Raw genomic sequence first — 24,065 nt, 5'->3', positions numbered from 1 at the left:
CACTGCACACTTCGCTAGTTCGTGGCCGCTGATGGACAACCTCGCGGACGAGGAACGACGGAGCCGTCAGGGAAGAGGAAGAAGCGTTCAGGTCTCGTTCGGGGACAGCCAGGCGGGCCGCTCGACGTGGGCAGGTCTGGAATCCGCGATGCGCGACGCCTGGACGAAGTCATCGATCTCGGCGGTGGCATCGCCACTCAGCACATCGCGTTCGAGCAGTACGAGTGCCGGCGCGGGTGTCTTGCCCGTGAGCCTGGCTATTTCCGCCTCTGCCTGGAAGCCACCGCGAGCTGCCATCACACAGATTGTCGAAACGCGCGCGGCCAGCGGTGGCCTGGCGATGCTGGCACTGAGGAAGCTGCGCATCGGCGCCGCCAGCCTGCCCATCCATACTGGTGCCAGGATCACAACGTGCTCGCAGCGATCGAGAGCCGGGCCCTCGTACCGGTACTCCACCTGGCGGTGAAAGAGGTTATCGATCACGCAACGGAGGTCGCCAAGGGCCCCGGCGCGGCTTTTCACGTCGGCGACCTCGGCGAGTGGCCATCCCGATCGCGCGGCAACGGCCTCTGCGACCTGGCGTACGGTGCCGGTGCGTGAGTAGTAAACGATTGCGGCTTGGATCATCGCAAGCTCCAGTCAGGTTGGCAGCGTGGATGTGCTGCCTCTGCAGCGTAGGTGCTACGTCGCGCCTGCAGTTGATGCGCATCAACCAGGAAATGCTGGGCCGCCCTACGCTGAATTCACCCAGTCAAAATCTGAGCCACCCCAAGCCTCGCATCGGCGGAGAAGACCCTATGTACAAGCGCATCCTCGTCGCCATGGACGGCGGCGCCGCTTCGGAACTTGCCCTGGAGCAGGCAATGATCATCGCGCGCGCCGCTAATGCGGAAGTAGAGGTGGTCCATGTGGTCGATGACCGTAGCCCGTTCCTGGATGTTAGTAACCTGGATCCGGTGAGATTGCTTGAGGATCTCACGACGGCGGGGGAAGGCGTCCTCGCCGCTGCCGCCAGCAGGCTCGCAGCGTCGGGCATTCGCCACGTAACCCGGATGCTGGGAAAGCCGACGGCCGATGGCGACGTTGCTACTGCGATCGCGACCGAAGCCAATGGCTGGGGCGCCGATCTGGTTGTGATGGGAACGCATGGCCGACGGGGCGTACGGCGACTTGTCATGGGCAGCGTCGCCCGCAGCGTGATTACCTTGGCCGTCGCGCCCGTCCTGCTTGTGCGCGCCGAAGAGACGTAGGCAGGCGAACAGACACTTTGGAGGACGTTGTTACGCGAGGAGAGCTATGCACAAGATCGACTTTTCGGGCGAAATCCCGGACTACTGCCCGACCGGACCAAGCCTGCAGTGTGCCGCGAAGGTGGACGACGCGCCGGCAACCTATGAGATCACCGCCGAGGCGCTTGAGGATCATTTCGGCGCACGCTCGTACCGTAGTGAAGACTTGCTGCCGGCGTTCATGCGCAACCGCCAGGACATCGAACGCGTCGCGGGAGCGCTGTTCGAGATGACAGGTGCGCGGCACATCGTGCTGCACAGCGGCCACTTCCGGTTCGCGGTGTGAGACGTACGTCGTGGCCGGCGAAATCCCCCCGGGGCGGTGTGCCCGACAAGGAGGGCCCCATGAAGAATCGCTTTCATTCCTGCAGGCGGGCAAGACGGCCAGGATGGTACAGGCTTGCCGCATGCGCGTTGGTGCCGTTATTCGCAGCGTGCACTGCCGTACCGGATCTGCTGCGGCCGCCTAAGCCACGCACGGCCGCGCTGGCAGGCAACCTGGAGCGACCTGTACCTGGTGTTCCGGGCCACGGCCTCTCGTGCTCGGCTGACCGCACGGCCTGATCGCAACGCTTGCCACCGGGGCGCATTTGGACGAGGCTCCGACGCTCGCTCTATGGAAATCATAGTGGCGCGAACCAGGGCACCACCAGTACCGATCGTGGCGCGGCCAGGAAGCCGGCTTGATGCACGACAGAGCCGCGGTGGGGTGCCGATATAGATTTAACCAAAGCCCGTTTGGAGGCTGCCTGATGGAGACAATCCATGGACTACGCAACGATTCTGGTTCATCTGGATGCTGGCCGTCGCGTGTACGACCGGCTGCAACTCGCCACCCAGCTGGCGCTGGGGTTCAAATCGACGATGATCGGCCTGCTTGCCGTCGGCAAGCCGGACCCTACGGCCGTGCGCTACCTGGTGGATGGTGACCGCTATCTCGCCTCCTACAACGAATGGCAGCATCAGGTCGGGGAGCGAGCCCGCCATGCGCTGATGGGCGCGACTGATGAGGTCGACGTCGTGACGGAATGGCAGGCACCGGACTGGGCTACGGCCGCGACCGTCCAGGCGGAGGCACATCGGGCAGACCTTGTCATCCTCGGACAGCACGATCCCACTGATGAGGCGGCCTACGCCGAGCCCGGCTTCGTCGAGTCCATTGTGCTGCAATGCGGGCGCCCCGTGCTGGTGGTTCCCTATGCGGGCCGGTTTCCGAGCGTTGGCAAGAACATCATGGTGGCGTGGAACGGCAGCCGCGAGTCGGCGAGGGCCATCCGCGATGCGCTCCCGCTGCTGCAGCGCGCAGGCACCGCAGCCGTGGTTTCGTGGACTCCGGATGGCGTCCTGAAGGGACCATGGGTTTCGCCGCCTCAATATGCCGTGGACTGGCTGGCTCGGCATGGCGTGGCAGCGCAGCTGAGCACCTTTGCAGCGGGAGACGGCGATGACGTGGGCCAGCTGTTGCTCTCACACGCCGCGGACAGAAACACTGACCTGATCGTCATGGGAGGCTACGGGCATAGCCGGATGCATGAGCTGGTCCTTGGCGGTGTTACCCGAACGCTGCTCGAGTCGATGACAGTGCCGGTAATGATGTCGCATTAATCACCGCGGTGAATCGGAGATGTGAGGGGAGGTGCGATGCTGCAGTTGCCCGGGATACCGAGGCAAGTCGGCCGATGGCCATCAGTCCAGGTAGCGTGTCGCTCGATGAGATGCGATGAAAGATGACAGCCTGACACTCCGCCAGTTTGCGGAGGGCTTTTGGAACGAATTCCTTAGGCGTCGGCCGGCATTTCCTGTCTCCGATGGCATGTTTCCGTTCGAGCCGGCTACCCGTAAGCGGTACATCGAGGTCCACGGTCGAACCTACGCTGTCTGGCGAGCTCGCGCGATCAGGGCTGGCTTCTCTGCCGGGGATTTTTTCCGCACGAGCGTTTGTGTACGGGCGGCGATGTACTGAAATCGCCAGGCCGCGAGGGTAGGTGTGCCGCTCCCGTATCCAGCGCTACCAATGATGCCTGGCTGCAATGTGCCAAGGCACAGCGCTGTGAACAACCCCCTGCTAGGGTTCCAGCACGTAGGTGCCGGGTGCGTCCGCGAGACCTTGGGCCGGCGCCTGCCGCGTGCAGCGCCCGGTAGAGTGGGCTGCCAGCCAGTCATGCCACGCCGGCCACCAGGAACCGTCGCGGTACTCCGCCATGCTGAGGAATTGCTCCGGGCTCAGGTAGGGCGCGTCGGCCCGTCGTGTATGCACATGATAGCGTCGGCCCGGGTGGCCCGGCTCGGACACGATGCCCGCGTTGTGGCCGCCAGAAGTCAGCAAGAAGGTCAGTTCGGCCTGGGTCAGCAAGTGCAGCTTGTACACGGAGCGCCAGGGCGAGACGTGGTCGTGTTCGGTGCCAACCACAAAGAGCGGGAGGTCGAGGTCCGAAAGGGCGACTGGCTGTCCGCCGACGCACAGCTTGCCGGTGGCCAGCTCGTTGCCCAGGAACAGCTTGTGCAGGCATTCCGAATGCAGGCGGTAAGGCAGCCGTGTGGTGTCGCGGTTCCAAGAGACCAGGTCGTTGGCGCGCAAACGTTGGCCGAGCAAATATTCGCTCATCCCCCGCGACCAGATCAGGTCGTGGGTATTGAGCATCTGAAAGGCAGACTTCATCTGCGGCCCGTCGAGATACCCTTGACTCCACATGAGGGCGTCGAGCGTGGCAAGAGAACTCTTGTCGATGAACAGCCCCAGTTCCCCCGGATCATGGAAATCGGTTTCCGCCGCAAACAGCGTCATGCTGGCCAGCGGCCCGCCGCCCGCGTCGCGCGCCAGCATGGCGGCGCCCGTGGCAAGCAGCGTGCCGCCCAGGCAATACCCGGCGGCGTGGATGTGAGCGCGGTCGCAGCGCGCGTGCACGGTCTCGATCGCTGCCAGCAGCCCGGTTTCCAGGTAGGTGTTCAGCCCGAAGTCGCGGGCCGAGGCGTCCGGGTTCTTCCACGAGATCATGAACACGGTATGGCCGCACTCCACAAGGTAGCGCACCAGCGAATCCTCGGGCTTCAGGTCGAGGATGTAATATCGCATGATCCAGGACGGTATGATCAGCACCGGCTCGCGCCAGACCGTATCGGTGCCGGGTGCGGGCGCATACTCGATCAGTTCGATCAACGCGTTGCGGAACACCACCTTGCCGGGCGTCAGTGCCACGTCGCGCCCGGGCAAGTACTCCAGAGCGGGCCTCCCGGCGGGCAGGCCAGGCAACTCCGACAGCAACTCGCTGGCGTCCTGCAGCCAATGACGGGCTCCTTGCAGGAAGTTGGCGCCGAAAGTGCCCGCGGCGGTCCTGGCGACCGTCGGGTTCATCCACCAGACGTTGCCCGGTGAAAACAAGTCAAGCCATTGCCGGGCACAGAAGGCGACGATGTGCTGGTGATGTCGCGACAGACCGTCGATATCCTGCGTCAGCGACTCCCAGAAGGCTTCGTCGCGCATGAACGCATCGCGCCAGCAACGATAAGGCCAGTCCTGCCAGCCGGTATCGGCAAAGCGCTGGTCGCTGACATCGACTGACGGCGGCTCGGCCACGGTCGGCAACAGCCGTGGCGAATCCTCGATGCTGTGTTCCAGCCACACCTGCCAGGCCTGCATCATCTTTGCCGGGGCGATACCGAGCTGCAGTGCCCAGTCGAGCCCGGCCAGGCTCGCAGAGATCACCGACAGGCCGCCGGTGGCGCGGGCCAGGCTGGCGCGGGTTTGCTTGTCCAGCCAGACTTGTGCCGGCATGGCGGGCGGCGGCGCGCATTCTGGTATGGCCGCAAGGCTGGGCGGCTGCGCCCGGTCATCGATTCTCATTGCAGGTGCTGCCCGCCGTTGATGGCAAAGTTGGCGCCGGTGACGAATGCGCCGTCGTCGCCGCACAGGTAGGAGATCAGTGCCGCGACCTCCGCCGGCTTGCCAAGCCGGCCGACCGGGATGGTCGGCAATACGTCCCGCTCGAGAATTTCGGTGGGCATGTCCGTCACCATGTGCGTATCCAGGTAGCCAGGCGATACCGTGTTGACGGTGACGCCTTTGCGGGCGAGTTCCAGCGCCAGCGCCTTGGTGAAGCCATGTACCCCCGCCTTGGCGGCGGCATAGTTGGTCTGGCCAAAAGCGCCTCGCGAGGCATTGACCGAAGAGATATTGACGATCCGGCCCCAACCCCGCGCCACCATCGGCTCAACCAGCGGGCGCGTCATATGGAAGAGCGAGTCGAGGTCCGTGCGCAGCACGAAGTCCCAGTCGGCCTTCTCCATCTTCCGCAGGGTCCGGTCGCGCGTGACCCCGGCATTGTTGATCAGGATGTCGACGTCGCCGACCTCGCTGCGCACGTGCGACACGCAGCGCTGACAGGACGCGAAGTCTGTCACGTCGACCGGGAATGCTGTGAATTCGCGGCCGGCGTTGCGTTGCGCACCCAGCCAGTGGGCGACGTGGTCATTGTGTTCCGAGTGTGTGACTACGACGCGCACGCCGTCGGCCAGCAGCCGCACGGCAATCGCTTCGCCGAGGCCGCCCATGCCTCCCGTCACCAGGGCGATGCGTTGTCCGGCCATCTCGTCAGCTCCGTGCCGCGGCAGCCGGGCGCGCCCGGGCCGGGGCCTTTGCGCCTGGGGTTGGAACAGCCATCAGGCGGCCGACGTTGTCGAACATCTCGCGCGCCGATTCCGCAAAGGGCGCGTAGACGCCTCCCTCCACCATGACTTTTCTCTGGTAGTCCTGCCAGGCTTCGGTCGACTCGCGCAGGTGCTCCATGAAGGCGGAGGCCATCTCGATGTAAAGGCTGCCAAAGTCGCGTGCATGTGCGGCGCTGCGCTCAAACTGCGCGGCCAGAATTTGAGCGGGCAGGCCATGGAAGGCGTTCCAGTCGGATGCATCGTTGACGCGCACGAGGGCCTGCCGGGCGCCCTTGATGTCCTCATCCAGGGTCTTGAGGCGGAGCCTGAGCAGCATCTGGTGCGATTCTTGCCAACGCAGCCATATGCGCACGGCGGACTGCTCGGCGCAGCGCGCAAGTTCGAAGGCGGGATCGCTATGGTCTGGCATGGTGGAACTCCTATAGCAAGCGGATGACCTGCCCGGGGCGCGCAGGCCTGGATAAGTCTAGGAGGGCGATCCTGGCGGGAATTGACATATCGCAAGGAGCGCGCAATGCGTCGGAGCGCGCAGGTATCGCCAGGCCGTGGCCTGCGTTTGTCAGAGCACAAGGGTCGCATGGCCGGCGGCCGTACCCCACGCCTGACATGGCCGATCAGGAACCCGACACTGAAGATGTCCTCCTACGTGCCGCGCGCAAACAGGCGTTCCTTTGATCCATCCCAAATGGCAGGGCCCGCTCGCCGCCTACGGTAATTCCAGGGGGCCGTGCCGGCCCCGTCATCTGGAGCACGACGTGACACATCCCATCGTCTTATCCGAAGCCGGCGTGGAATACCTGAAGCTGCCGGCACCGCAAACCGAAGGCGGCATGCCGCTGCTGACCGCGCTGCAGCAGCGCCGCTCTACGCGACATTTCGCCCCGCGGAGCCTGGATGACGCACTGCTGTCGTCCCTGCTGTGGGCCGCTTTCGGCGTCAATCGCCCGGGCACCGGCCTGCGCACCGCGCCCTCGGCCCGCAACTGGCAGGAAATCGACTTGTACGTGGCGCTGCGCGACGGCCTGTACGTGCTCGAACCGGCGGACTGGCGCCTTCGGCTGGTCATCGGCGAAGACCTGCGCGCGGCCACCGGCCTGCAGGACTATGTTGCCGAGGCGCCATTGAACCTCGTCTACGTCAGCCGGCTCTCCAGGCTCGACGAGACCGACAAGCCGCTGCGCCAGTTCTATACCGCGCTGGATACGGGGTATATCAGCCAGAACGTCTACCTCTTCTGCGCCGCGTCCGGCCTGGCCACCGTGGCGCGCGGCCTGCTGGACCGCCGCGCGCTGGCGGCGGCCATGCGGCTGGAGCCCGACCAGCGCGTGATCCTGGCCCAGAGTGTGGGCTATCCGGCGTAAGCCACCCCCAGGCAGCCACAGGAGAAGGACCATGCCATTCATTGACAGGGCCGACGCCGCCAAACAGCTGGCCCGTGTGCTCGATGGCCACGTTGGAGAACGGCCATTGGTGCTGGCCGTACCCCGGGGCGCGGTACCGATGGGCGCCATTATTGCCGGTAAGCTGGGTGGAGACTTTGACGTCGTGCTGGTGCGCAAGCTCGGCGCGCCAGGCAACCCCGAGTACGCCATCGGCGCCGTGAGCGAGAGCGGTTGGACCTATCTCACACCCTATGCTGCTGCGGCAGGCGCCGACAGCGGCTACATCGACCGCGAGCGCGCAGCCCAGCTTGAAGTGCTGCGGCGGCGCCGGACTGCCTACACACCGGGGCGGGAGCCGATCCCCGCCACCGGACGCGAGGTTATCGTCGTGGACGACGGCCTGGCCACCGGTGCCTCGATGATCGCCGCGCTGCACGCCATCCGCGAGCAGAAGCCCGCGCGACTCATCTGCGCGGTGCCGGTCGCGCCGCCGCGGACGCTGGAGCTGTTGCAGCCCTATGCTGACGAAGTGGTGTGCCTGGAGTCTCCGGCCGGCTTCCGGGCAGTGGGGCAGTTCTACCGGGACTTCTCGCAGGTCGAGGATGCGGAGGTCGTGGCATGCCTGAAGGAGCGGTAAAGACAACACGCGAGGAGGGGTTCATGAAAGGCGACAGGCAGCTGCAGCAAGACGTGACCGCGGCGCTGATCTGGAATCCGGCGGTCCATGGCAACGAGATCGGGGTCCAGGTTCAGGACGGCGTCGTCACGCTGACCGGGCACCTTGGCACTTTTGCCGAGAAGTACGCGGCGGAAGCGGCCGTCAGGCGCATTCCCGGCGTGCGAGCGCTGGCCGTGGAATTGGACGTTCACCTGCCCGACGATGCGTGCCGCACCGATGCCGACATTGCCCGGGCCGCAGCCAACGTACTGTCCTGGAATGCGATGGTGCCGGCCGACCGTATCCGGATCCTGGTCGAACACGGTGTGGTGACGCTGAGCGGCGATGTCGACTGGTACTACCAGCGCACCACCGCCGAGCACGCCGTGGCCGGACTGTTCGGCGTGGTCGGCGTTACCAATGCGCTAGCCATCCGGCCTCGTGCCGACAAGCAGGACGTCGCGGCACGGATCCAGGCGGCCATCGCACGCCAGGCCGCCAGCGACGCCGACCAGGTAACCGTGACGGTGAGGGACGGCGCGGTGACGCTGACCGGCACCCTGCGCACGCTGGCGGAACGCGAGGCGGCATTCGAAGCGGCCTGGTCTGCGCCAGGCGTCAGCGCGGTCGTCAACCAGATCGAAGTCAAGCCCGGCTAAGCTCTGCGAAGATGCACTATCGAGGCCTGGCTGCCTTGCCGGCCTCAACGGTCAGCGCATCGGCAGCGCGCGCCAGGTCCTGCAGGGCAGTGCTGACGATGACCGGATAGGGTGCCGACTGCTCCAAGGCACGCAGGCGGGCGGGCAGCGCGGCCAGTTGCTGTGCGGCATAGCCCCGGCTGGTCAGCAGCGGCACGTCTGGCGCCACACGCCGGCCATCCGCCATGCACGGCTGCATCAGCGGCAGCCCGTCGCAGGCATCCCCTTCGATCGTCAGCGTATCGCCGAGCATGGTGCCGTCGGCGCCGTAACGACGGTAGCACTGCTTGCGGCCAGGCCAGGTGGCCTTGCCTTCCGAGCGCTTGCGCCGCGGCAGGCCCGCGTACTCGGTCAGCTTGTACGCGCAATCGAGATACGGGGCATCGGCCGAGGTGTTCATGCGCGTACCGACCCCGAAGCCGTCAATGGGCGCGCCTGCTGCTACCAGGTCGCGGACGCGAAACTCGTCCAGGTTGCCGCTGGCAAAGATGCCGATCGACTGCAGGCCGGCGCCGTCAAGGATGGCGCGTACCTGGCGCGCATGCTCGCCGAGGTCGCCGCTGTCGATGCGCACCGCCTTGACGGCGATCCCGCTGGCGCGCAGCGTTGAAGCCAGTGCCGCCACCTTGTGCGCGGCGGCCTCGGTATCGTAAGTGTCGATCAGCAGCGTGGCGTTGTCCGGCTGCGAGCGCGCGAACGACGCGAAGGCCTCGGCCTCGTCCAGGTGCGCCTGCACATAGGAATGGGCCATGGTGCCATACGACGGGATGGCGAAGCGCACACCGGCCAGCAGCGTCGCGGTGCCCGTGAATCCCGCCAGATAGCTGGCCCGTGCCGAAAGCAGGCCGGCTTCGGCGCCGTGCGCGCGGCGCAGGCCGAAATCGACCAGCATGCGCCCCGGCCCCGCCAGCACCACGCGCGCCGCCTTGCTGGCCACGATGGTCTCGTAGTGCAGCAGGTTCATGACCCGGCTTTCGACTAGCTGGGCCTGCTGGATCGGCGCGGTAATGCGCAGGATGGGCTCGTCCGGGAAGAACACCGTTCCCTCCGGCATGGCCTGGACATCCCCGCTGAAGCGGAAGTGCGCGAGCGATTGCAGGAACGCCGGGCTGAAATGCCCGGTCGACGCCAGCTGGTCGAGGTCGTCCGTGCTGAAGCGCAGCCGTTCCAGATAGGCGAGCACCTGTTCCAGTCCCGCGGCCAGCAGGAAGTTACGGCCCGGCGGCAATTTGCGCACGAAGAACTCGAAGCTGGCGATATCGTTCATGCCGCTGTCGAAGTACGCCTGCATCATGGTGAACTCGTACAGATCGGTCAGCAATGGACTTTCGCTATCGATGGTAGTCATGGCGGATCACGCAGGCGGTGGCGTTACTCAGTAATCTTCGCCGAACATCGAAGACCCCAGGCTCGTGCCGGCATCGCCCTGGCTGGTCGGGCTGCGCTGGATCGCGATCATGCAGTCCGTCGTCAGTAGCAGGGAGGCGACCGACACGGCGTTCTGCAGGGCCGTACGTACCACCTTGACGGGGTCGATCACTCCCAGTTCGATCATGTCGCCATAGCGCTCGGTGCCGGCGTCGTAGCCGAGCGTGCCCGCGCCGGCGCACACCTGGTGCACCACCGCGTCGGCGTCCGCGCCGGCGTTGGCGGCGATCTGCCGCATCGGTGCGGCCAGTGCCGCGTGGACGATGTGGGCACCGGCGGCCTGCTCGGCATTCGGCGCCTGCCAGGCTTCGAGGGCGGCGCGGGCGCGCAGCAGCGCCACGCCGCCGCCGGCGACGATGCCCTCGTCCACCGCCGCACGGGTAGCGTGCAATGCGTCCTGGAAGCGGTTCTTGCGCTCGTGCAGCGCGCTCTCCGTGGCCGCGCCCACCTTGATCACCGCCACGCCGCCGGCCAGCCGGGCCAGGCGCCGTTGCAGGGCCTCACGCTCATAGTCCGAGCGCGCCTCGTCCAGGCGCAGGCGCAGGGCGGCAATGCGCTCGGCTACGCGCGGGCGTTCCTCACCGGAGCCGATCAGGGTGGTGGTATCCTTGCTCACCTCCACGCGGCGGACTTCGCCAAGCTGTTCCAGCGTCACGTGCTCGAGCGAGATGCCGGCCTGCGGCGAGACCACGGTGGCGCCGGTCAGCGCAGCGAGGTCGCCCAGCTGCTCGGTACGCGAGTCGCCGAAACCGGGCGACTTGACCGCGCAGCTCTTCAGCGCGCCACGCAGATTGTTCACCACCAGCGTGGCGAGGGCCTCGCCCTCCACGTCGTTGGCGATGACCAGCAAGGGCCGGCTGGCGCGGCTCACAGCCTCCAGCACGGGAAGAAGCTGTGCGATCGCGGCGATATTCGCGTCGCACAGCAGCACCAATGGCGATTCCAGCACGACGGCTCGGCTCTCGTTGGTCGCGAACAGGGGCGAGAGATAGCCACGATCGATCAGCGCGCCGTCGGCGATGTCGAGTGCGTCGTCGAGCTTGGAGCCATCCTCCACGCTGACGGCACCATCCTTGCCAACCCGCTCGACCGCCTGCGCCACCAGCGCGCCGACGGTCTGGTCGCCGCTGGCCGAGATCGTGGCGATCTGGCGCATTTCGTCGGTGTTGCCGCAGGGACGGGCACTTTCCAGCAAGGCGCCGGCGACCAGCTTTCCGGCGGCCTCGATGCCGCGCTTGAGTTGCATGGGATCGTGGCCGGCTTCGACGTACTTCACGCCCTCGGCCACGATCGCGTGGGCAAGTGTAGTCGCGGTCGTGGTGCCGTCACCGGCGATCTCGCTGGTGCGCACCGCAGCCTCGCAGAGCAGGCGGGCGCCCATGTCGGCGAACGGATTGGCCAGCGTCACCGACTTCGCTACGACCACGCCGGAATTGGCGACCAGCGGCACCATGTCGGGCCGCTCCACGATCACGTTGCGCCCGCCTGGGCCCAGCGTCACCTTGACCGCGTGGGCCAGCTGCTCCACGCCGCTCAGCATCATCCGGCGCGCGCCCTGGTGAAAGATAAGTGTTCTGGCAGGCATGACGATCTCCACGTTGACACGGGTGGGTCTGGCTCGCTTTACGATAGTTGGCGTGCCGGTCCACACGTTGATGCACCGCAAACGCCAGGGTCGCGCATACTGCCCGTGACAGGCGCGCTTCAGTCCAGCCAGTCGCTGTCGAGCGCGGGCACGGGATGCCCCGGCTGCAGCGGTTCCAGCGCGGTGGTCTCGTCCAGGTGGAAGAGGGCGTCGAACTGGCCGGCGATCGAGGCATCGAAGTAGTGGCTGGCGCGCTCCGTGCGCGGCAGGTAGAGCACGCCGATGGCGCGCTCCAGCATCACCTCGAAGAGCGGGTGGCTGGCCTGGGGCCCGAGCGGCAGGAAAAAGCGGTCAAGCCCGGTGCTGTGGAACAGTGCCTCCCAACTGTCTTGCAGCGCCGGCACCACGGCCTTGTGTTCAGGGTCGCCGTCCCATTCGGAGGCGGCGCAGACGTGGCCGGTGTAGGTGGTAAAGCCGACCAGCAGCGCTTGCACACCGGCCTGCTGGCGCACCAGTTGCCCGAGATTCCACTCGCCGCGCAGCTGCGATTCCGTGGCGCGCGCATCGCCGAGGTGGGAATTGTGGGCCCAGACCACAATGCGTCCGCTGCCGCCGCGGCGCAGCCGGTAGGCGGCCAGCGAAGACAGCGTCTGTGCCATGTGCGCGTCGCGCAGGTTCCAGGTGCTGACACGGCGGCCGAACATCTCGCGGTAGTAGGCTTCGGCATTGACGACCACCGTTGCGTTGCGCTCGGCAAAGTAGTGCGAATCCATGGCCGCCAGGCCGTTGCGGGAGATGTAGGCGGCCTCGTCGGTGCGCAGCTGCAGCAGCTGGCGGATGGCGCCGTCGCGCGCTGGCGCGCGCAGCCCGGACGCGGCCTGGTAGCCGTAGGCGGTTGGATCACGTACATGGTCGAGCGCGGCATAGTGCTGCCGGGCAGCCTCGGCCTGCAGCGGGTCGGCGTGCTCCAGATAGCGGATCACGGCCTCGGCCGAGCGATACAGGCTGTAGAGGTCGAGCCCATAGACACCGACCCTCCGCTCCGGCGGCAGGCCGGCATTGTGTCCGCGCAGCCATTCGATGAACGCCAGGAACTCCCGGTTGCGCCACATCCAGGACGGGAAGCGCTCGAAATCGCTCAGGGCCTCCCCGGCGCTGTCGTCGCCCTCGCCCTGCACATAGCGGTTGACACGCCAGGCGTCGGGCCAGTCGCCTTCGATGGCGACGGCATCGAAGCCCTGGCCACGGATCAGCGCCTGCGTGATCTGCGCCCGCATCCGGTAGAACTCGGCCGTGCCGTGCGTGGCTTCGCCAAGCAGAACAAAGTCCTTGCCGCGGGCCATGTCGAGCAGTGGCTCGTAGTCGGAGGCATTGCCCTGCAGGCGCTGTGCAGCCGCTCGGACTGCAAGGAAAGGGGTAAGCGGAGATGCCATGGGGTACTCCTCGGATGGCTACTGCATGACGGGTTCGTCGTGCGGCGCTGTCGCGCCCGCCTGCATCAGGGCGTCGAGCGCGGCCCGGTCGACCACTTCTTTCTCAAGCAGCAGGTGCGCCAGCCGGTCGAGGCGCGCGCGCTGCTCGAGCAAGGTCTGCCGAGCCCGCTCGGCGGACTGGTCGAGGGTGAGCCGGATCTCTTCGTCGATGGCCTGCGCGGTGCGCTCGCTGTACTCGCGTTCCGGCCGCGACAGGGCGGCCGCGGAGGGCAGCAGGGGGCTGCGTGCGCGCTCGTAGCACGGCAGACCGAGCGATTCGCTCATGCCGAACTGGGTGATCATCTGCCGCGCCATGTCGGTGGCGCGTTCCAGGTCGTTCTGCGCGCCGGTGGAGACGTCGCCGAAGACGATCTGTTCCGCAGCGCGCCCGCCCAGCAACACATCCAGCCGGTCCAGCAACTCGCTGCGGCGGAGCAGGTAGCGGTCTTCGGTCGGGGTCTGCTGCGTATAGCCGAGCGCCGCAACGCCGCGCGGAATGATGGAGATGCGCGAGACCCGGTCCGCATGGCGGCGGCATTCGGCGACCAGTGCGTGTCCCGCCTCGTGGTAGGCAATGGTCTGCTTTTCCAGCGGGATCATGATCCGGTTGCGCCTTTCCAGCCCGCCAACGATGCGGTCGAGGGCCAGGTTGAAATCTGCGTTGTCGACCGCCGGCTTTTCGTGGCGGGCGGCCAGCAGGGCGGCCTCGTTGACCAGGTTGGCAAGATCGGCGCCGGCAAAGCCCGGCGTGCGCGCGGCCAGTTCACGGAGATTGACTTCCGGAGCCAGTTTGACATGACGCACATGCACGCCAAGGATCTGCTCGCGACCTTTCAGGTCGGGGCGGTCCAGCACGATATGGCGATCAAAGCGACCCGGCCGCAGCAGTGCAGCGTCGAGGATTTCCGGCCGGTTTGTGGCGGCCATGATGATCACGCCCTTGTTGGTGTCGAAGCCGTCCATCTGCACCAGCAGCTGGTTGAGCGTCTGCTCACGTTCGTCCTGGCCACCGGCCACGTTGAAGGTACGGGTCTTGCCCAGCGCGTCGAGCTCGTCAATGAAGATGATGCACGGCGCCTTCTGCTCGGCCTGCGCGAACAGGTCGCGCACGCGTGCCGCGCCCACGCCGACGAACATTTCGACAAACTCGGCGCCGCTCATGCTGAAGAACGGCACCGCGGCCTCGCCGGCAACCGCGCGCGCCAGCAGGGTCTTGCCGGTGCCCGGGGCGCCCAGCAGCAGCACCCCCTTGGGGATCTTGCCGCCCAAGCGCCGGTACCGCTCGGGATTCTTCAGAAAGTCCACTACCTCCATCAACTCGACCTTGGCCTCGTCGATGCCGGCCACGTCGGCAAAGGTCACCCCGGTCTCCTGCTGCAGATAGACCCGGGCCTTGCTCTTGCCGATCTCCATCAGCCCTCCCGCGGCATTCCCGATGCGCCGGAACAGCATGCTCCAGATCGCGAAGAAAGCGAGTGCCGGCACGAACCAGGACAGTAACGTGCCCAGCCATCTGGCATCGGCCTGCCCGGCATAGCGCACATGGGCCGCGTCCAAATCGGCGAGCAGTCCGGAATCGCTGATGCGGGCCGTGGTGAAGGCCCGCTCGGGGCTACCGCCGCGCTGTAGCGCGGCCGCCTGGTCGGCTGGCAGGAGGGTCTCGACCCCGGCGGTCGCCATCGTGCCGCTGATCGCCGTCTCGCCGACAGTGGCGCTGCGCACCTTGCCGGCCTTGAGCAGGGCCTTGAAGTCGCTGTAGGCAAGGGTAGTGACGGTTTCTGTGGCGACGTAGAACTGGAGTGCCAGCGTCGTCAGGACCGCCGCGAGCAGGTACCAGAGTGAGAAATTCAGTTTGCTACGTTCCATGGCCGTCGTCAGGTGGCAGTGGGCAGTCGGCGCCCGGGAACTCGCTGCGCCACGGTGGCGCCGGAGGCGAATGGTCTGCCCGACCGGCGAAACGGGTGGTGTGCGACGGCGGCGATGCGCCGCGGGTGGAAAAGATACACGGCCGACTTGCGCAAGAAGCGCTTCACTTCAGCTGCGTGGAGGTGTCCCACGCCATCGCTCGGGTCGATGTGAGGGTTGTGCTTCATTCCAAGATAGCGGCGCGTCGGGGCTGGTCTTTGATCAGTATCAATGGGCACCATCACAACGATGGCGGCCTTGCAGAAGCCCCAGAAGCCCCAGAAGCCCAGAGCCCCGCTGCGGGCGGCGAGCGGCCGTCCTTGATGTGCCATCAACTCGGATGCCCATCGCGTGCGCGACTTCCAGAATCTCTGCCCAGGGCTGGCCAAGGCGCGGCGGGGCTGGCTCCAGGCCCCCGATGTGCGCAACGCCCGCCCGTTGCCTGAACTGCGCAGTTTGCTGCGGCGGACCATGTAGCCGGCACTCTGCACGGATGTCTGACCATTGTTTGATCCAGCCCAAGCTTGTAGCCGCACAGGCGCATAGCTTTAACAGTGAGGGCGCGTCCTCCCCCTGGGATGGAGCGCCAATGATGCAGGGACGCCACTCGCGCTGCAGCGGGCCGGCGACCGGCGTGCATGTCCATGACCAACGAGGTATCAAGATGAAAGTCCGCGCGCAGTCAATCAAGGTCCGGCCGGTCCGCTGGCACCCGTTCCCCGTCGAGCATATGCCTGACCGCTACAAGCAGCCGGCGGCTGCCCCGGCGCTGGCGAGTTGCCCGATCTGCCATGCTGTGTTTATGCGCGGACGCTGGCAATGGCGCTCGATACCACCGGGCGCCGCCACATTGGTCTGCTCGGCCTGCCAGCGCATTTCCGACAAGATGCCCGCCGGGAGGGTGAGGCTGGACGGCGCATTCGAGGCGACGCATCGGGCCGAGATGCTGGCGCTGGTACGGCACCGCGAAGGCCAACTCCGGGCACAGCATCCGATGGAGCGCGTGATGGCAATCGATTCCGGAGAGCAAGGCACGGAGGTCACCACGACCGGGCTGCACCTGGCGCGGGACATCGGTAATGCCATCCACCATGCCTACCGGGGAACGCTCACGATCGATTACGGTAACGCCGAGACCGAACTGGACGTGCGCTGGCACAGAGAGTGACGGCGGCGCGCCATCGTCAAGAGCGGGAAGAGAGAGAAGGGGACGTCTCATGCAGCACATCACCACGGAACAGGTGCGAATCCACATCGGCGATATCGCGCTGCCCGGCGACCTTGCCCTGCCCGAGGCTGCATCCGGCCTGGTCCTGTTTGCACATGGAAGCGGCAGTTCGCGCCACAGTGTGCGCAACCGCGAAGTCGCATCGATGCTGAACCGGATGGGCCTGGGCACGCTGCTGTTTGACCTCCTGACGACGGACGAGGACGTCGGCATGTCGAGGCGGTTCGACATTGCCCTGCTTAGTGAGCGGCTCAAGGCCGCCACGGTATCTGTCGCGCATCTGGTGCGCGAGCGCCACCTGCGGCTCGGGTACTACGGCGCCAGCACGGGAGCTGCCGCGGCCGTCCGTGCCGCCGTGGAGGCGCCGCCGCACATGCGGATCGACGCGGTCGTATCGCGCGGCGGCCGTGTCGACCTGGCCGGCCATGAGTCACTGTGCCATTTGCAGGCGCCGACGCTGATGATTGTGGGGGAAGCGGATCCAGCGGTGCTGAATCTCAACGCGCGCGCTATCGCCTGGATGCCATGCGAAAGGCGGCTGGAGGTGATTCCCGGCGCCACTCACCTGTTCGAGGAGCCGGGCGCGCTGGACCAGGTCGGCAAGCTGGCCGGCAAATGGTTCTGCACGCATTTTGAAGGGCCAGCGCATCCCGCGCCACATGACCCCGCCGGCTAACCGCCCGCCCGGCTGCGGCCGGTGGTAGTTTGTAGTTCAAACGATTTTTATGGTGCCGTGCGGACGCATGGCGAAGACTCAGTGAAAAAGGAGAATGACATGAACGATATTCGCGCCGAGCTGATGCTACACAAGGATGCACTGGCCCGTGATGCCAACACGCTGCTGGCGGATGTACAGGCCTTATTGCGCGATGTGGCCGACGAAGCCGGTCTGGAAAGCACCCAGGCACGCGCACAACTGGGCGCACGCCTGCACGCGCTCCAAGAGCGCCTGGCCATGCAACGCCAGGCGGCCCGGATGCGGGTCTCGCAATGGGTCGACACCACGGATCGCTACGTCCACACGCATCCCTGGGAGAGCATCGGCTCCGTCGCCGCGGTCGCAGCCGTGGCCGGCGCGCTTGTCGCACTGGCCGTCGCCCGCCGCTAGCACGGGCACGGCATGCCCGATGCGAGCCCGCAAGGAAGCCTGCATGGATCCGATCGTGTTCGCCATGCCCGGCAACGAACGGCAGGCAGCAGCCATCGCCGCCTGCCTGTCCGGCCGTCCGGGCGAGGCGGAGGTCCGGCGCTTTCCCGACGGCGAGTCCTACGTCAGGCTGCTGCAGCCAGTGGCCGGTTGCGAAGCCATGGTGGTGTGCACGCTGGATCGTCCGGACGCCAAGCTGGTGCCGCTGCTCTGGCTCGCCGCCGCTGCCAGGGAGGGCGGTGCCGTGCGGGTCGGACTGGTCGCGCCATACCTGGCGTACATGCGCCAGGACAAAGTCTTCCAGACAGGGGAGATCGTGTCGGCGCGCCATTTTGCGGCGCTGTTGGGGGCTGGCTTCGACTGGCTGGTCACGGTGGACCCGCACCTTCACCGAATCGCCAGCCTGGGCGAGATCTTCACCAAGCCGGCGATTGCCGTGCATGCCGCCCCGGCGATCGCGTCATGGATCGGCCAGGCAGTGCGCGCGCCGTTGCTCGTCGGCCCCGACGAGGAGAGCCAGCAGTGGGTAGACGACATCGCCAGCCGCTGTGGCGCGGATAGCATTGTCCTGGCCAAGCAGCGCTTCGGCGACCACGAGGTCAGCATCGACGCGAGCTGCCTGCCCGCGGCCGCTGGCCGGACGCCGATACTGGTCGACGACATGGTCTCCACCGCGCGCACCATGCTGGCGGCGGCGCGGCTGCTGCGCGAACATGGCTACCCGACGCCGGTCTGCGTGGGTATCCATGCGCTGTTCGCGGAGGCAGCTTACGCCGAGTTGCGAGCGGCGGCGGCCGACATTATCACGTGCGAAACCATTGCCCACCCATCCAACCGAATTCCCGTGGCGGAGCAGCTGGCAGCCGGTATCCGGCTGGCACTGCAGATGCCTGCGGGTTCAGGAGAATCATCATGAGCAGCCTAACCGCGCAGGAAGCCGCCTCGCTGGCGGCGCAGCTTGAAGCGGAGGAAGCGCGCATCCATGCCGCTGTTGGTTCGGCCGATACGCCGATGACACCATTGGCACAGCGTGAAGCGCGGGACGAGGCCGACCTCGCGGACGAAGAAACCACGCAGCGGCAGGAAGACGCGATGCTGGACCACTACCGCATGCAACTAGCCGACATCGCCGCCGCGCGGGCACGGATGCAGCGCGGCCAGTACGGCAACTGCATCGATTGCCAGCAGCCGATCCCGTTTTCGCGCCTGCAGGCGTACCCGACCGCGAAGCGCTGCGCCGCGTGCCAGCGCCGGCACGAGCATCTTTATGTGTGACCCGTCAAGCAGGTCGATGGGGCGTTGCCGGGTGTGATAGCAAGCGAGGCTGGCGCTGCTTCAGATGGCGGCCGTGGCCCTGGGGTCAGCGCGGCCGGGCGTAGCGCGGCCCGTGAAGCTGCCTGGCGACGCGATGAAGGCACGCTCGGCTTCGGTCAGCGGCTCCTGGACACGCATCTGCCACGCCAGCACGCCGTCGTCGGCATCCGACAGGTCCCGGCCCGCCCTGGCACGGGCGGCGATGCGGGCGCGCAGCGTCTCGGGGCTGGCTTCGCAGGTGACGATGGCGAAGGGGACGCCAAGGCGGCGGGCCTGGGCCGCAAAGCGTTCGCGCTCGGCGCGGACCAGGAAGGTGGCGTCGGCAATCATCGGGAAGCCGGCGCGGCAACCGAGCCGGCAGACGGCGAGTAGGCGTCGGTAGGTCCGCGCCGTTTCGCTGGCGGCATACCAGCCACCCGCAGGCATCACACCGCGGTGCATGCCCTTGCGTACCGCGTCGGAGCGCACACGTACCATCGCCCCGGCCTCGCTCATCTGTGCAGCCACCGTGGACTTGCCGCTGCCGGACAGGCCATGCATCAGCACCATCGGAACGCGACGATGACCGAGGCACCGCCAGGCCAGCGCCAGCAGCCTGCCTGCCTCGGCCTGCGCCGGCGCCATGGGCGCGCCCGCGGCGTGTTGCTGGCAAGCGTGCTCCAGCAGCACGCGCGCGCGCACCAGGGCCCGCATGGCGAGATAGAAGGGCAGTACGGCCAGCGCGCTGTAGTCTCCCGATTGTTCCAGGTAGCCGTTGAGCAGCCGGAAGGCCAGCGCCGGTCGGCCATGGTGCAGCAGGTCCATGACCGGGAAGGCCAGGTCGCTGATGGTATCGGTCCAACGCAGCGCGGCGTCGAACTCCAGGCAGTCGAAAGGCGTCGGCACGCCGTCCAGCAGCACGATGTTGCCCAGGTGCAGGTCGCCATGGCATTCGCGCACATGGCCGTTGCGCAGACGTGCCCGGAACGCGCCCGCGAGCCGCGCGGCCTCGCTGCGCGCCCGCATGCCCACGCGGCTGACCAGGTGCGAGGCCTGCGCCAGCCGCCCGATGCCGCCCAGGCACTCCGCCAGGGTCGCGTCGAGGCGGGCCGGCGTGCCAAAGCCATCGGAATGGACCGCGGGCGGCTGCGCCTGGTGAAAGGCCGCAAGGCTGCGCGCCAGCGCATCGATATGGCCCGGTTCCAGCCGGCCCGCCGCGACCCGTGCGCTGAGCAAGTCTTGTTGGTCAAAGCGCCGCATCCGGACCGCATGCTCGATCGGCATGCCGCTTCCGCCGATGCGCACCGTGCCGGGCGTGCTGCCCGTCACGATTGGCACCACATCCAGGTACAGGGCGGGTGCGAACCGGCGGTTCAGGCGCAACTCGGTCTTACAGTCGTCGAGGCGTGCCTGCGCGGTGGAGAAGTCGACAAAGTCGAACCGCACCGGCTTGCGCACCTTGTAGGCAAAGTCCCCGGCCAGGAAGACACGGGAGATATGCGTCTCAATGACCTGTACTGCCGGCGCCGAGTGTGGGTAGGCGTCAGGCTGCTGCAAGGCGGCCGTCAACGCCGCGTCGTCCCATTGACTCTCCATGTCCCTTGGCGCCTGCTCGCTTTCGCTGTTATGTTTGCTTCCTCAAATTGTGCCTCGGCAGGCAGTCTCCGCGTGCCAGTCGGCCCCGCGGCGCCCTAGGCCGTCACGCGCGCGGCCAGATCCTGGCCCAGGATGCCCGCCGCACTAAAGAGCACGCCCATGATAGCCAGCAGCGCGCGCCATGGGTGGCTCAGCAGCGTCTCCACTTGCTCGCTGCGGCTCTCGCCAGACAGGCACCACGTGCAGAAGTGCTCGCAGTTGTTGGTAAGTAGGCGGTAATCGTCCTCTCCAAGCCGCGCCGTCGCGCGCCGTACGATCTCCGCCTCGAGGTACCTGGCCTGCGTGGCCGGCTCGACGCGAAAGCCATGGCCGTCGGCAAAGCCGGCGAGGGAAGTCTTTTCGACCGGGCCGCAACGCAGGAAGCCTTTGAACCCGACATAGTGCACCACCTCGTCGTTTCCGACATAAATACCGTGGTGGACATAGCCACGGCGGTCCGTCTTCAGATGCGCGCCAAGAGGAATGTCCGCGGTGATTGCCGCAAGGCGCTGTGCGTGTCCGATGTGGTGATCGTCGCTCATCGCTTTCCCCTTGTTGCCGTTATTGCGCTGGTCGCTCCTGCCTCGGGTGGCCCCGGTTTCGCTTCTTGCTCCCGCCGGTGTCTTGCTGCCGATGCCGATAGTCGTATGCCCCCGTGTACGCTTGCAGTATCGTTGCCGGCCGGCTATGCGGAAATCAGCCGGATCCGAAAAACGTGTCGGCTTGGTGCCATGCGGCTTGTACGCGCATCGCGACGGCGCTTGTCCGTCGTGCGCACCGGGCTGTCAGCGGAATCTGACAGGGGCGCGGCGGTATAACCCGATATTTCCCGGCCAATGTTGAGAGAAGGAGCATTCCCTACACCCTCACCCGGTCTCGCCCAACCTTGGTTCAGCCGGGGTATCGCGCGCTGGGTAGGTTTTGCGAGGTGCGGTCGCCGGAGCGCCATCCTCAATGAACCTGTTTATCGCCTGGCAATCGGTTACCGGGAATCAGCGAGGTGGCTTATGCGCGGCACGCCGTCGTGCGCTCACTCCATTGGCGCGTCTTGGCGCAGCGCATGGAACAGCTCCTCTTCCTGCGCGCAGTGCAGCCGCAACACCGCGTCGAGCCCGTAGAGCAGCCGCTGGTACTCCCTGATGCGGCTTGCGTCCGGCCCGTCCGGCGGCGAATTGTTGGCCATCTGCTGCAGCAGCCGGATTACGCGGAAGAGCTCGCGGTGCATCGCGCTCATCGCCGCCAGCGGATCGTCGCCCCCGACCAGCCGCGCGAGTTGCGGATAGAGCTGTGCGTCATCGCGCTGTTCGTGGGGCAAAAGCGTCCCGCTGAGGGATGCGCACAAGCCGCGCAGTTCCATGCCCGCGGCTTGGCCAGGCATGGTCGGTAACCTGTCCGCGAGGCTCCTGATCTGGTCCATCAGCGGTGCCAGCGCGGCGTGTTCCTGGTTCAGGCGCTCAGCGTCGGCCGTGGACAGGCGTTCTTCGAATACCGACGGGTCGGCGCGCAGGGCGCGCAGCGCATTGGCGATGACCAGCACATCGATCACCTCCTGCAATGCAGCGCCGGCCAGCGGCGGCAGGTAGCCGAACGCGGCAACCGCCATCGCCACGAACGACAGGCCCATGCCGGCCATGGCGCTTTGCACGGCCAGCCGGCGCGACCGGCGGGCAATGTGCACCGCGTCCACTAGCCGGTCAAGCCGGTCCACCAGCAGCACGACATCCGCAGCTTCCGACGATGCCGCGGCGCCGCGTGCGCCCATGGCCACACCGACGTCCGCCGCGGCCAGCGCCGGCGCATCGTTGACACCGTCGCCCACCATCAGCACGATGCCGTCGTGGCGCGCCGCCTCGATCTCGGCAAGCTTCTGCGTAGGGGTGAGGTTGGCATGGACCTCGGCTACGCTGAGCATCGCACCGATCGTCTCGGCGACGTCGGGCCGATCTCCCGTTAGCATGGCCAGCCGCCGTATGCCCGCCTTGCGCAGCAAGCGCAACGCGCGCGGAGTGTCCATGCGAATCAGGTCCACGAACTGCAGTGCCCCGACCAACACGCCGTCGACCGTGACCAGCGAGACCGAGGCGCCCTCGTAGGCCGCGCGTTGCAGCATGGCCTGGCACCAGGGCGGCCCGGCATCGCCACCGCCGGCAAAGGCGGGCGATCCCACCGCCACCACGTGCTCGCCGACCCGCCCGGCAACACCAGCACCGGCGGTCTCGGTCACGCCCGTCGGGAGATCCAGGGCGAGGCCTCGCTCGCGCGCCGCAGTCGTAATGGCCTCGGCGACGACATGGCCGGAGGCCTGCGCCAGCGATGCGGCGACGCGCAGCACATCTGGCGCAGGCCACCCGGGTGCGCTTTCGATAGCCGCCAGGCGAGCCCTGCCGCCCGTCAGCGTCCCGGTCTTATCGAAGAAGAGGATGCTCGCCTGCGACAGCCTCTCAAGCGCGCCGCCGCCCTTGACCAGCACGCCGCGCCCCGCGCAACGCGAGACCCCCGACACGATCGCCACGGGCACAGCCAAGATCAGCGGACAGGGAGTGGCGACCACCAGCACCGCCAGCGCCCGCGTGAGCTCACCGCTGGCAAGCCAGGCAAGCCCGGCGACGAGCAGAGCGACAGGCACCAGCCACAGTGCATAACGGTCGGCCAGCCGCGCCGCGGGCGGGCGCTCCGCGCGAGCGGTACGCACCAGCCTGGCGATGCCGGCGAAGGTGCTGTCCGCCGCGGTGGTTGCTGCCACCATCTCGAACGGGGTGCCTGCGTTTAGCACACTGCTGCGCACGGTCTCGCCGGCGAGGCGCGGCCGTGGCAGCGACTCGCCAGTCAGGGCAGATTCGTCCAGCGTCGCCTGGCCCAGCAGTGCGCCGTCGACGGGCACCACCTCGCCATGTCGGACCAACAGCCGATCCCCCGGACTGACTACATCGAGGGAAACCGCGCGCCATTCGCCATCCTCGAAGCGGTTGGCGGACTGCGGGGCGCGGCTGAGCAGGGCGGACATCTCCCGCTCGGAGCGGGCCTGCGCATAGTTCTCAATCGCCCTCCCACTCTCGATCATCAGGGCCAGCACGGCAGAAGCGAGGAATTCGCCAAGCGCCAGCGCCAGCCCAATCGCCAGCAGCGCCAGGACATCGACTCCCGCTTCCTTACGGCGCAGCGACTGCACGATGGCGACGATCAGCGCGCCGGAGACGACCAGCGCGCCAACCGCCCAGGCCAGCTTTGCGGCCGCCGCTGCGCCAAAGGCAAAGAGCAGCAAGCCACCTCCCAGCGTGCCGGCCGCGACTGGCAGCAAGCCGAGGTCGAACTTGCGAAACCCGATGTGCATGGCGAACCGATCCCCCGCGTAACTGCGCGCCCTCTGCCGGCCGACTCCTGCAGATGCCTTCAGATGACGGCCGATCCTGCCGCGCGCCGAATCAGGCACTGCTCCCGCTAATGGTGATGTTAGTGCACCAGGCACAGGGCCGATAACAGGTTTGGCCGGCGGCAGGCACGGAGACCCAGGCGGGAGTGGGACCGCGGTTGCTATGGTCCATGCTGCGCGACGTACGCTTCCTCGACGCGATTGACCCGGCGCTCAAGGCCCAGGCCACGTCCCGCGGTGTAAAGCGAGGCTTACCTAACGTACGGAAAGCCGCGCCTTGGGTCAGAATCTTTGATAGCCGCTGCAAATG

At 67.0% G+C, this 24,065-nt stretch carries 22 protein-coding genes; 11 read left to right on the top strand and 11 right to left on the bottom strand.

Annotation, left to right across the window (positions count from 1 at the left end):
- Positions 1–87: 87 nt before the first annotated feature.
- Complete coding sequence (locus K309_RS0115035; protein ID WP_029047194.1) at positions 88–627, bottom strand: flavodoxin family protein; 540 nt, start codon at positions 625–627, stop codon at positions 88–90.
- Positions 628–797: 170 nt separating this feature from the next.
- On the opposite strand from K309_RS0115035, the gene K309_RS0115030 reads away from it, so the two are divergent.
- From K309_RS0115030 to K309_RS0115020, 3 genes are all read left to right on the top strand, one after another.
- A complete protein-coding gene (locus tag K309_RS0115030; protein WP_029047193.1) occupies positions 798–1,250 on the top strand; it encodes a universal stress protein in 453 nt (150 codons plus the stop codon).
- A 46-nt stretch (positions 1,251–1,296) separates the two neighbouring features.
- Positions 1,297–1,575, top strand: coding sequence for a DUF1488 family protein (locus tag K309_RS0115025; RefSeq protein WP_029047192.1), 279 nt, complete (start codon positions 1,297–1,299; stop codon positions 1,573–1,575).
- 479 nt (positions 1,576–2,054) lie between these two features.
- Positions 2,055–2,894: a universal stress protein gene (locus K309_RS0115020; RefSeq protein ID WP_029047191.1), complete on the top strand. Its 840-nt coding sequence runs from the start codon at positions 2,055–2,057 to the stop codon at positions 2,892–2,894.
- Between the two features lie 460 nt (positions 2,895–3,354).
- On the opposite strand, the gene K309_RS0115010 is transcribed toward K309_RS0115020, so the two are convergent.
- Genes K309_RS0115010 through K309_RS0115000 form a run of 3 tightly spaced genes read right to left on the bottom strand, consistent with a single transcriptional unit; the run spans position 3,355 to position 6,270 of the window.
- A complete protein-coding gene (locus tag K309_RS0115010; RefSeq protein ID WP_029047189.1) occupies positions 3,355–5,130 on the bottom strand; it encodes a PHA/PHB synthase family protein in 1,776 nt (591 codons plus the stop codon).
- On the bottom strand, positions 5,127–5,873 hold the full coding sequence (phbB, locus tag K309_RS0115005) for an acetoacetyl-CoA reductase (RefSeq protein WP_029047188.1): 747 nt from the start codon (positions 5,871–5,873) through the stop codon (positions 5,127–5,129). Before phbB ends, K309_RS0115010 begins: the two co-directional genes overlap by 4 nt.
- A 4-nt stretch (positions 5,874–5,877) precedes the next feature.
- A complete protein-coding gene (locus K309_RS0115000; RefSeq protein ID WP_232232393.1) occupies positions 5,878–6,270 on the bottom strand; it encodes a hypothetical protein in 393 nt (130 codons plus the stop codon).
- A 439-nt stretch (positions 6,271–6,709) separates the two neighbouring features.
- On the opposite strand from K309_RS0115000, the gene K309_RS0114995 reads away from it, so the two are divergent.
- The 3 genes from K309_RS0114995 to K309_RS0114985 are packed head-to-tail and all read left to right on the top strand — an operon-like array spanning position 6,710 to position 8,653.
- Positions 6,710–7,315: a nitroreductase family protein gene (locus K309_RS0114995; RefSeq protein ID WP_029047186.1), complete on the top strand. Its 606-nt coding sequence runs from the start codon at positions 6,710–6,712 to the stop codon at positions 7,313–7,315.
- Between the two features lie 31 nt (positions 7,316–7,346).
- Positions 7,347–7,973 (top strand): phosphoribosyltransferase, encoded by a 627-nt coding sequence (locus tag K309_RS0114990; protein WP_029047185.1) that lies wholly within the window; start codon positions 7,347–7,349, stop codon positions 7,971–7,973.
- Positions 7,974–7,996: 23 nt separating this feature from the next.
- Positions 7,997–8,653 carry a BON domain-containing protein gene (locus K309_RS0114985; RefSeq protein WP_029047184.1) on the top strand — a complete coding sequence of 219 codons (657 nt, stop codon included), beginning with the start codon at positions 7,997–7,999 and terminating at the stop codon, positions 8,651–8,653.
- A 16-nt stretch (positions 8,654–8,669) separates the two neighbouring features.
- Here the strand turns inward: K309_RS0114985 and K309_RS0114980 are convergent, their stop codons facing one another.
- The 4 genes from K309_RS0114980 to ftsH all read right to left on the bottom strand — a co-directional run bounded on the left by K309_RS0114980 (position 8,670) and on the right by ftsH (position 15,043).
- Entirely contained in the window at positions 8,670–10,040 is a 1,371-nt protein-coding gene (locus tag K309_RS0114980; RefSeq protein WP_029047183.1) for a nicotinate phosphoribosyltransferase, read from the bottom strand.
- A gap of 27 nt (positions 10,041–10,067) precedes the next feature.
- On the bottom strand, positions 10,068–11,705 hold the full coding sequence (groL, locus tag K309_RS0114975) for a chaperonin GroEL (RefSeq protein WP_029047182.1): 1,638 nt from the start codon (positions 11,703–11,705) through the stop codon (positions 10,068–10,070).
- Positions 11,706–11,824: 119 nt separating this feature from the next.
- The gene (locus K309_RS36615) at positions 11,825–13,138 is read right to left on the bottom strand and encodes an erythromycin esterase family protein (RefSeq protein WP_051320473.1); all 1,314 of its coding nucleotides are present in this window, start codon (positions 13,136–13,138) and stop codon (positions 11,825–11,827) included.
- Between the two features lie 18 nt (positions 13,139–13,156).
- Entirely contained in the window at positions 13,157–15,043 is a 1,887-nt protein-coding gene (gene ftsH / locus K309_RS36610; protein ID WP_051320472.1) for an ATP-dependent zinc metalloprotease FtsH, read from the bottom strand.
- A 703-nt stretch (positions 15,044–15,746) separates the two neighbouring features.
- Here ftsH and K309_RS0114960 point away from each other — a divergent pair.
- The 5 genes from K309_RS0114960 (at position 15,747) to K309_RS0114940 (ending at position 18,732) form a co-directional block, all read left to right on the top strand.
- Positions 15,747–16,250, top strand: a complete 504-nt coding sequence (locus tag K309_RS0114960) for a BCAM0308 family protein (protein ID WP_029047181.1) — start codon at positions 15,747–15,749, stop codon at positions 16,248–16,250.
- Between the two features lie 49 nt (positions 16,251–16,299).
- Positions 16,300–16,986, top strand: a complete 687-nt coding sequence (locus K309_RS36605) for a dienelactone hydrolase family protein (RefSeq protein WP_051320471.1) — start codon at positions 16,300–16,302, stop codon at positions 16,984–16,986.
- 99 nt (positions 16,987–17,085) lie between these two features.
- The gene (locus K309_RS0114950; RefSeq protein ID WP_029047180.1) at positions 17,086–17,418 is read left to right on the top strand and encodes an ElaB/YgaM/YqjD family protein; all 333 of its coding nucleotides are present in this window, start codon (positions 17,086–17,088) and stop codon (positions 17,416–17,418) included.
- A gap of 43 nt (positions 17,419–17,461) precedes the next feature.
- Positions 17,462–18,373: a ribose-phosphate pyrophosphokinase gene (locus tag K309_RS0114945; RefSeq protein WP_029047179.1), complete on the top strand. Its 912-nt coding sequence runs from the start codon at positions 17,462–17,464 to the stop codon at positions 18,371–18,373.
- Positions 18,370–18,732 carry a TraR/DksA family transcriptional regulator gene (locus K309_RS0114940; protein ID WP_029047178.1) on the top strand — a complete coding sequence of 121 codons (363 nt, stop codon included), beginning with the start codon at positions 18,370–18,372 and terminating at the stop codon, positions 18,730–18,732. Before K309_RS0114945 ends, K309_RS0114940 begins: the two co-directional genes overlap by 4 nt.
- A 60-nt stretch (positions 18,733–18,792) precedes the next feature.
- On the opposite strand, the gene K309_RS0114935 is transcribed toward K309_RS0114940, so the two are convergent.
- The 3 genes from K309_RS0114935 to K309_RS0114925 all read right to left on the bottom strand — a co-directional run bounded on the left by K309_RS0114935 (position 18,793) and on the right by K309_RS0114925 (position 23,716).
- On the bottom strand, positions 18,793–20,346 hold the full coding sequence (locus K309_RS0114935) for a bifunctional aminoglycoside phosphotransferase/ATP-binding protein (protein WP_029047177.1): 1,554 nt from the start codon (positions 20,344–20,346) through the stop codon (positions 18,793–18,795).
- Positions 20,347–20,441: 95 nt separating this feature from the next.
- Positions 20,442–20,927 carry a lecithin retinol acyltransferase family protein gene (locus tag K309_RS0114930; RefSeq protein WP_029047176.1) on the bottom strand — a complete coding sequence of 162 codons (486 nt, stop codon included), beginning with the start codon at positions 20,925–20,927 and terminating at the stop codon, positions 20,442–20,444.
- A gap of 488 nt (positions 20,928–21,415) precedes the next feature.
- Complete coding sequence (locus tag K309_RS0114925) at positions 21,416–23,716, bottom strand: heavy metal translocating P-type ATPase (RefSeq protein ID WP_029047175.1); 2,301 nt, start codon at positions 23,714–23,716, stop codon at positions 21,416–21,418.
- Between the last annotated feature and the right edge of the window lie 349 nt (positions 23,717–24,065).

Origin of the sequence: Cupriavidus phytohabitans, assembly GCF_000426345.1 — a bacterium.
Lineage (GTDB): Bacteria > Pseudomonadota > Gammaproteobacteria > Burkholderiales > Burkholderiaceae > Cupriavidus.
Note: the sequence above shows the minus strand (reverse complement) of the source record. Positions and strands in the feature narration are given on the sequence as shown.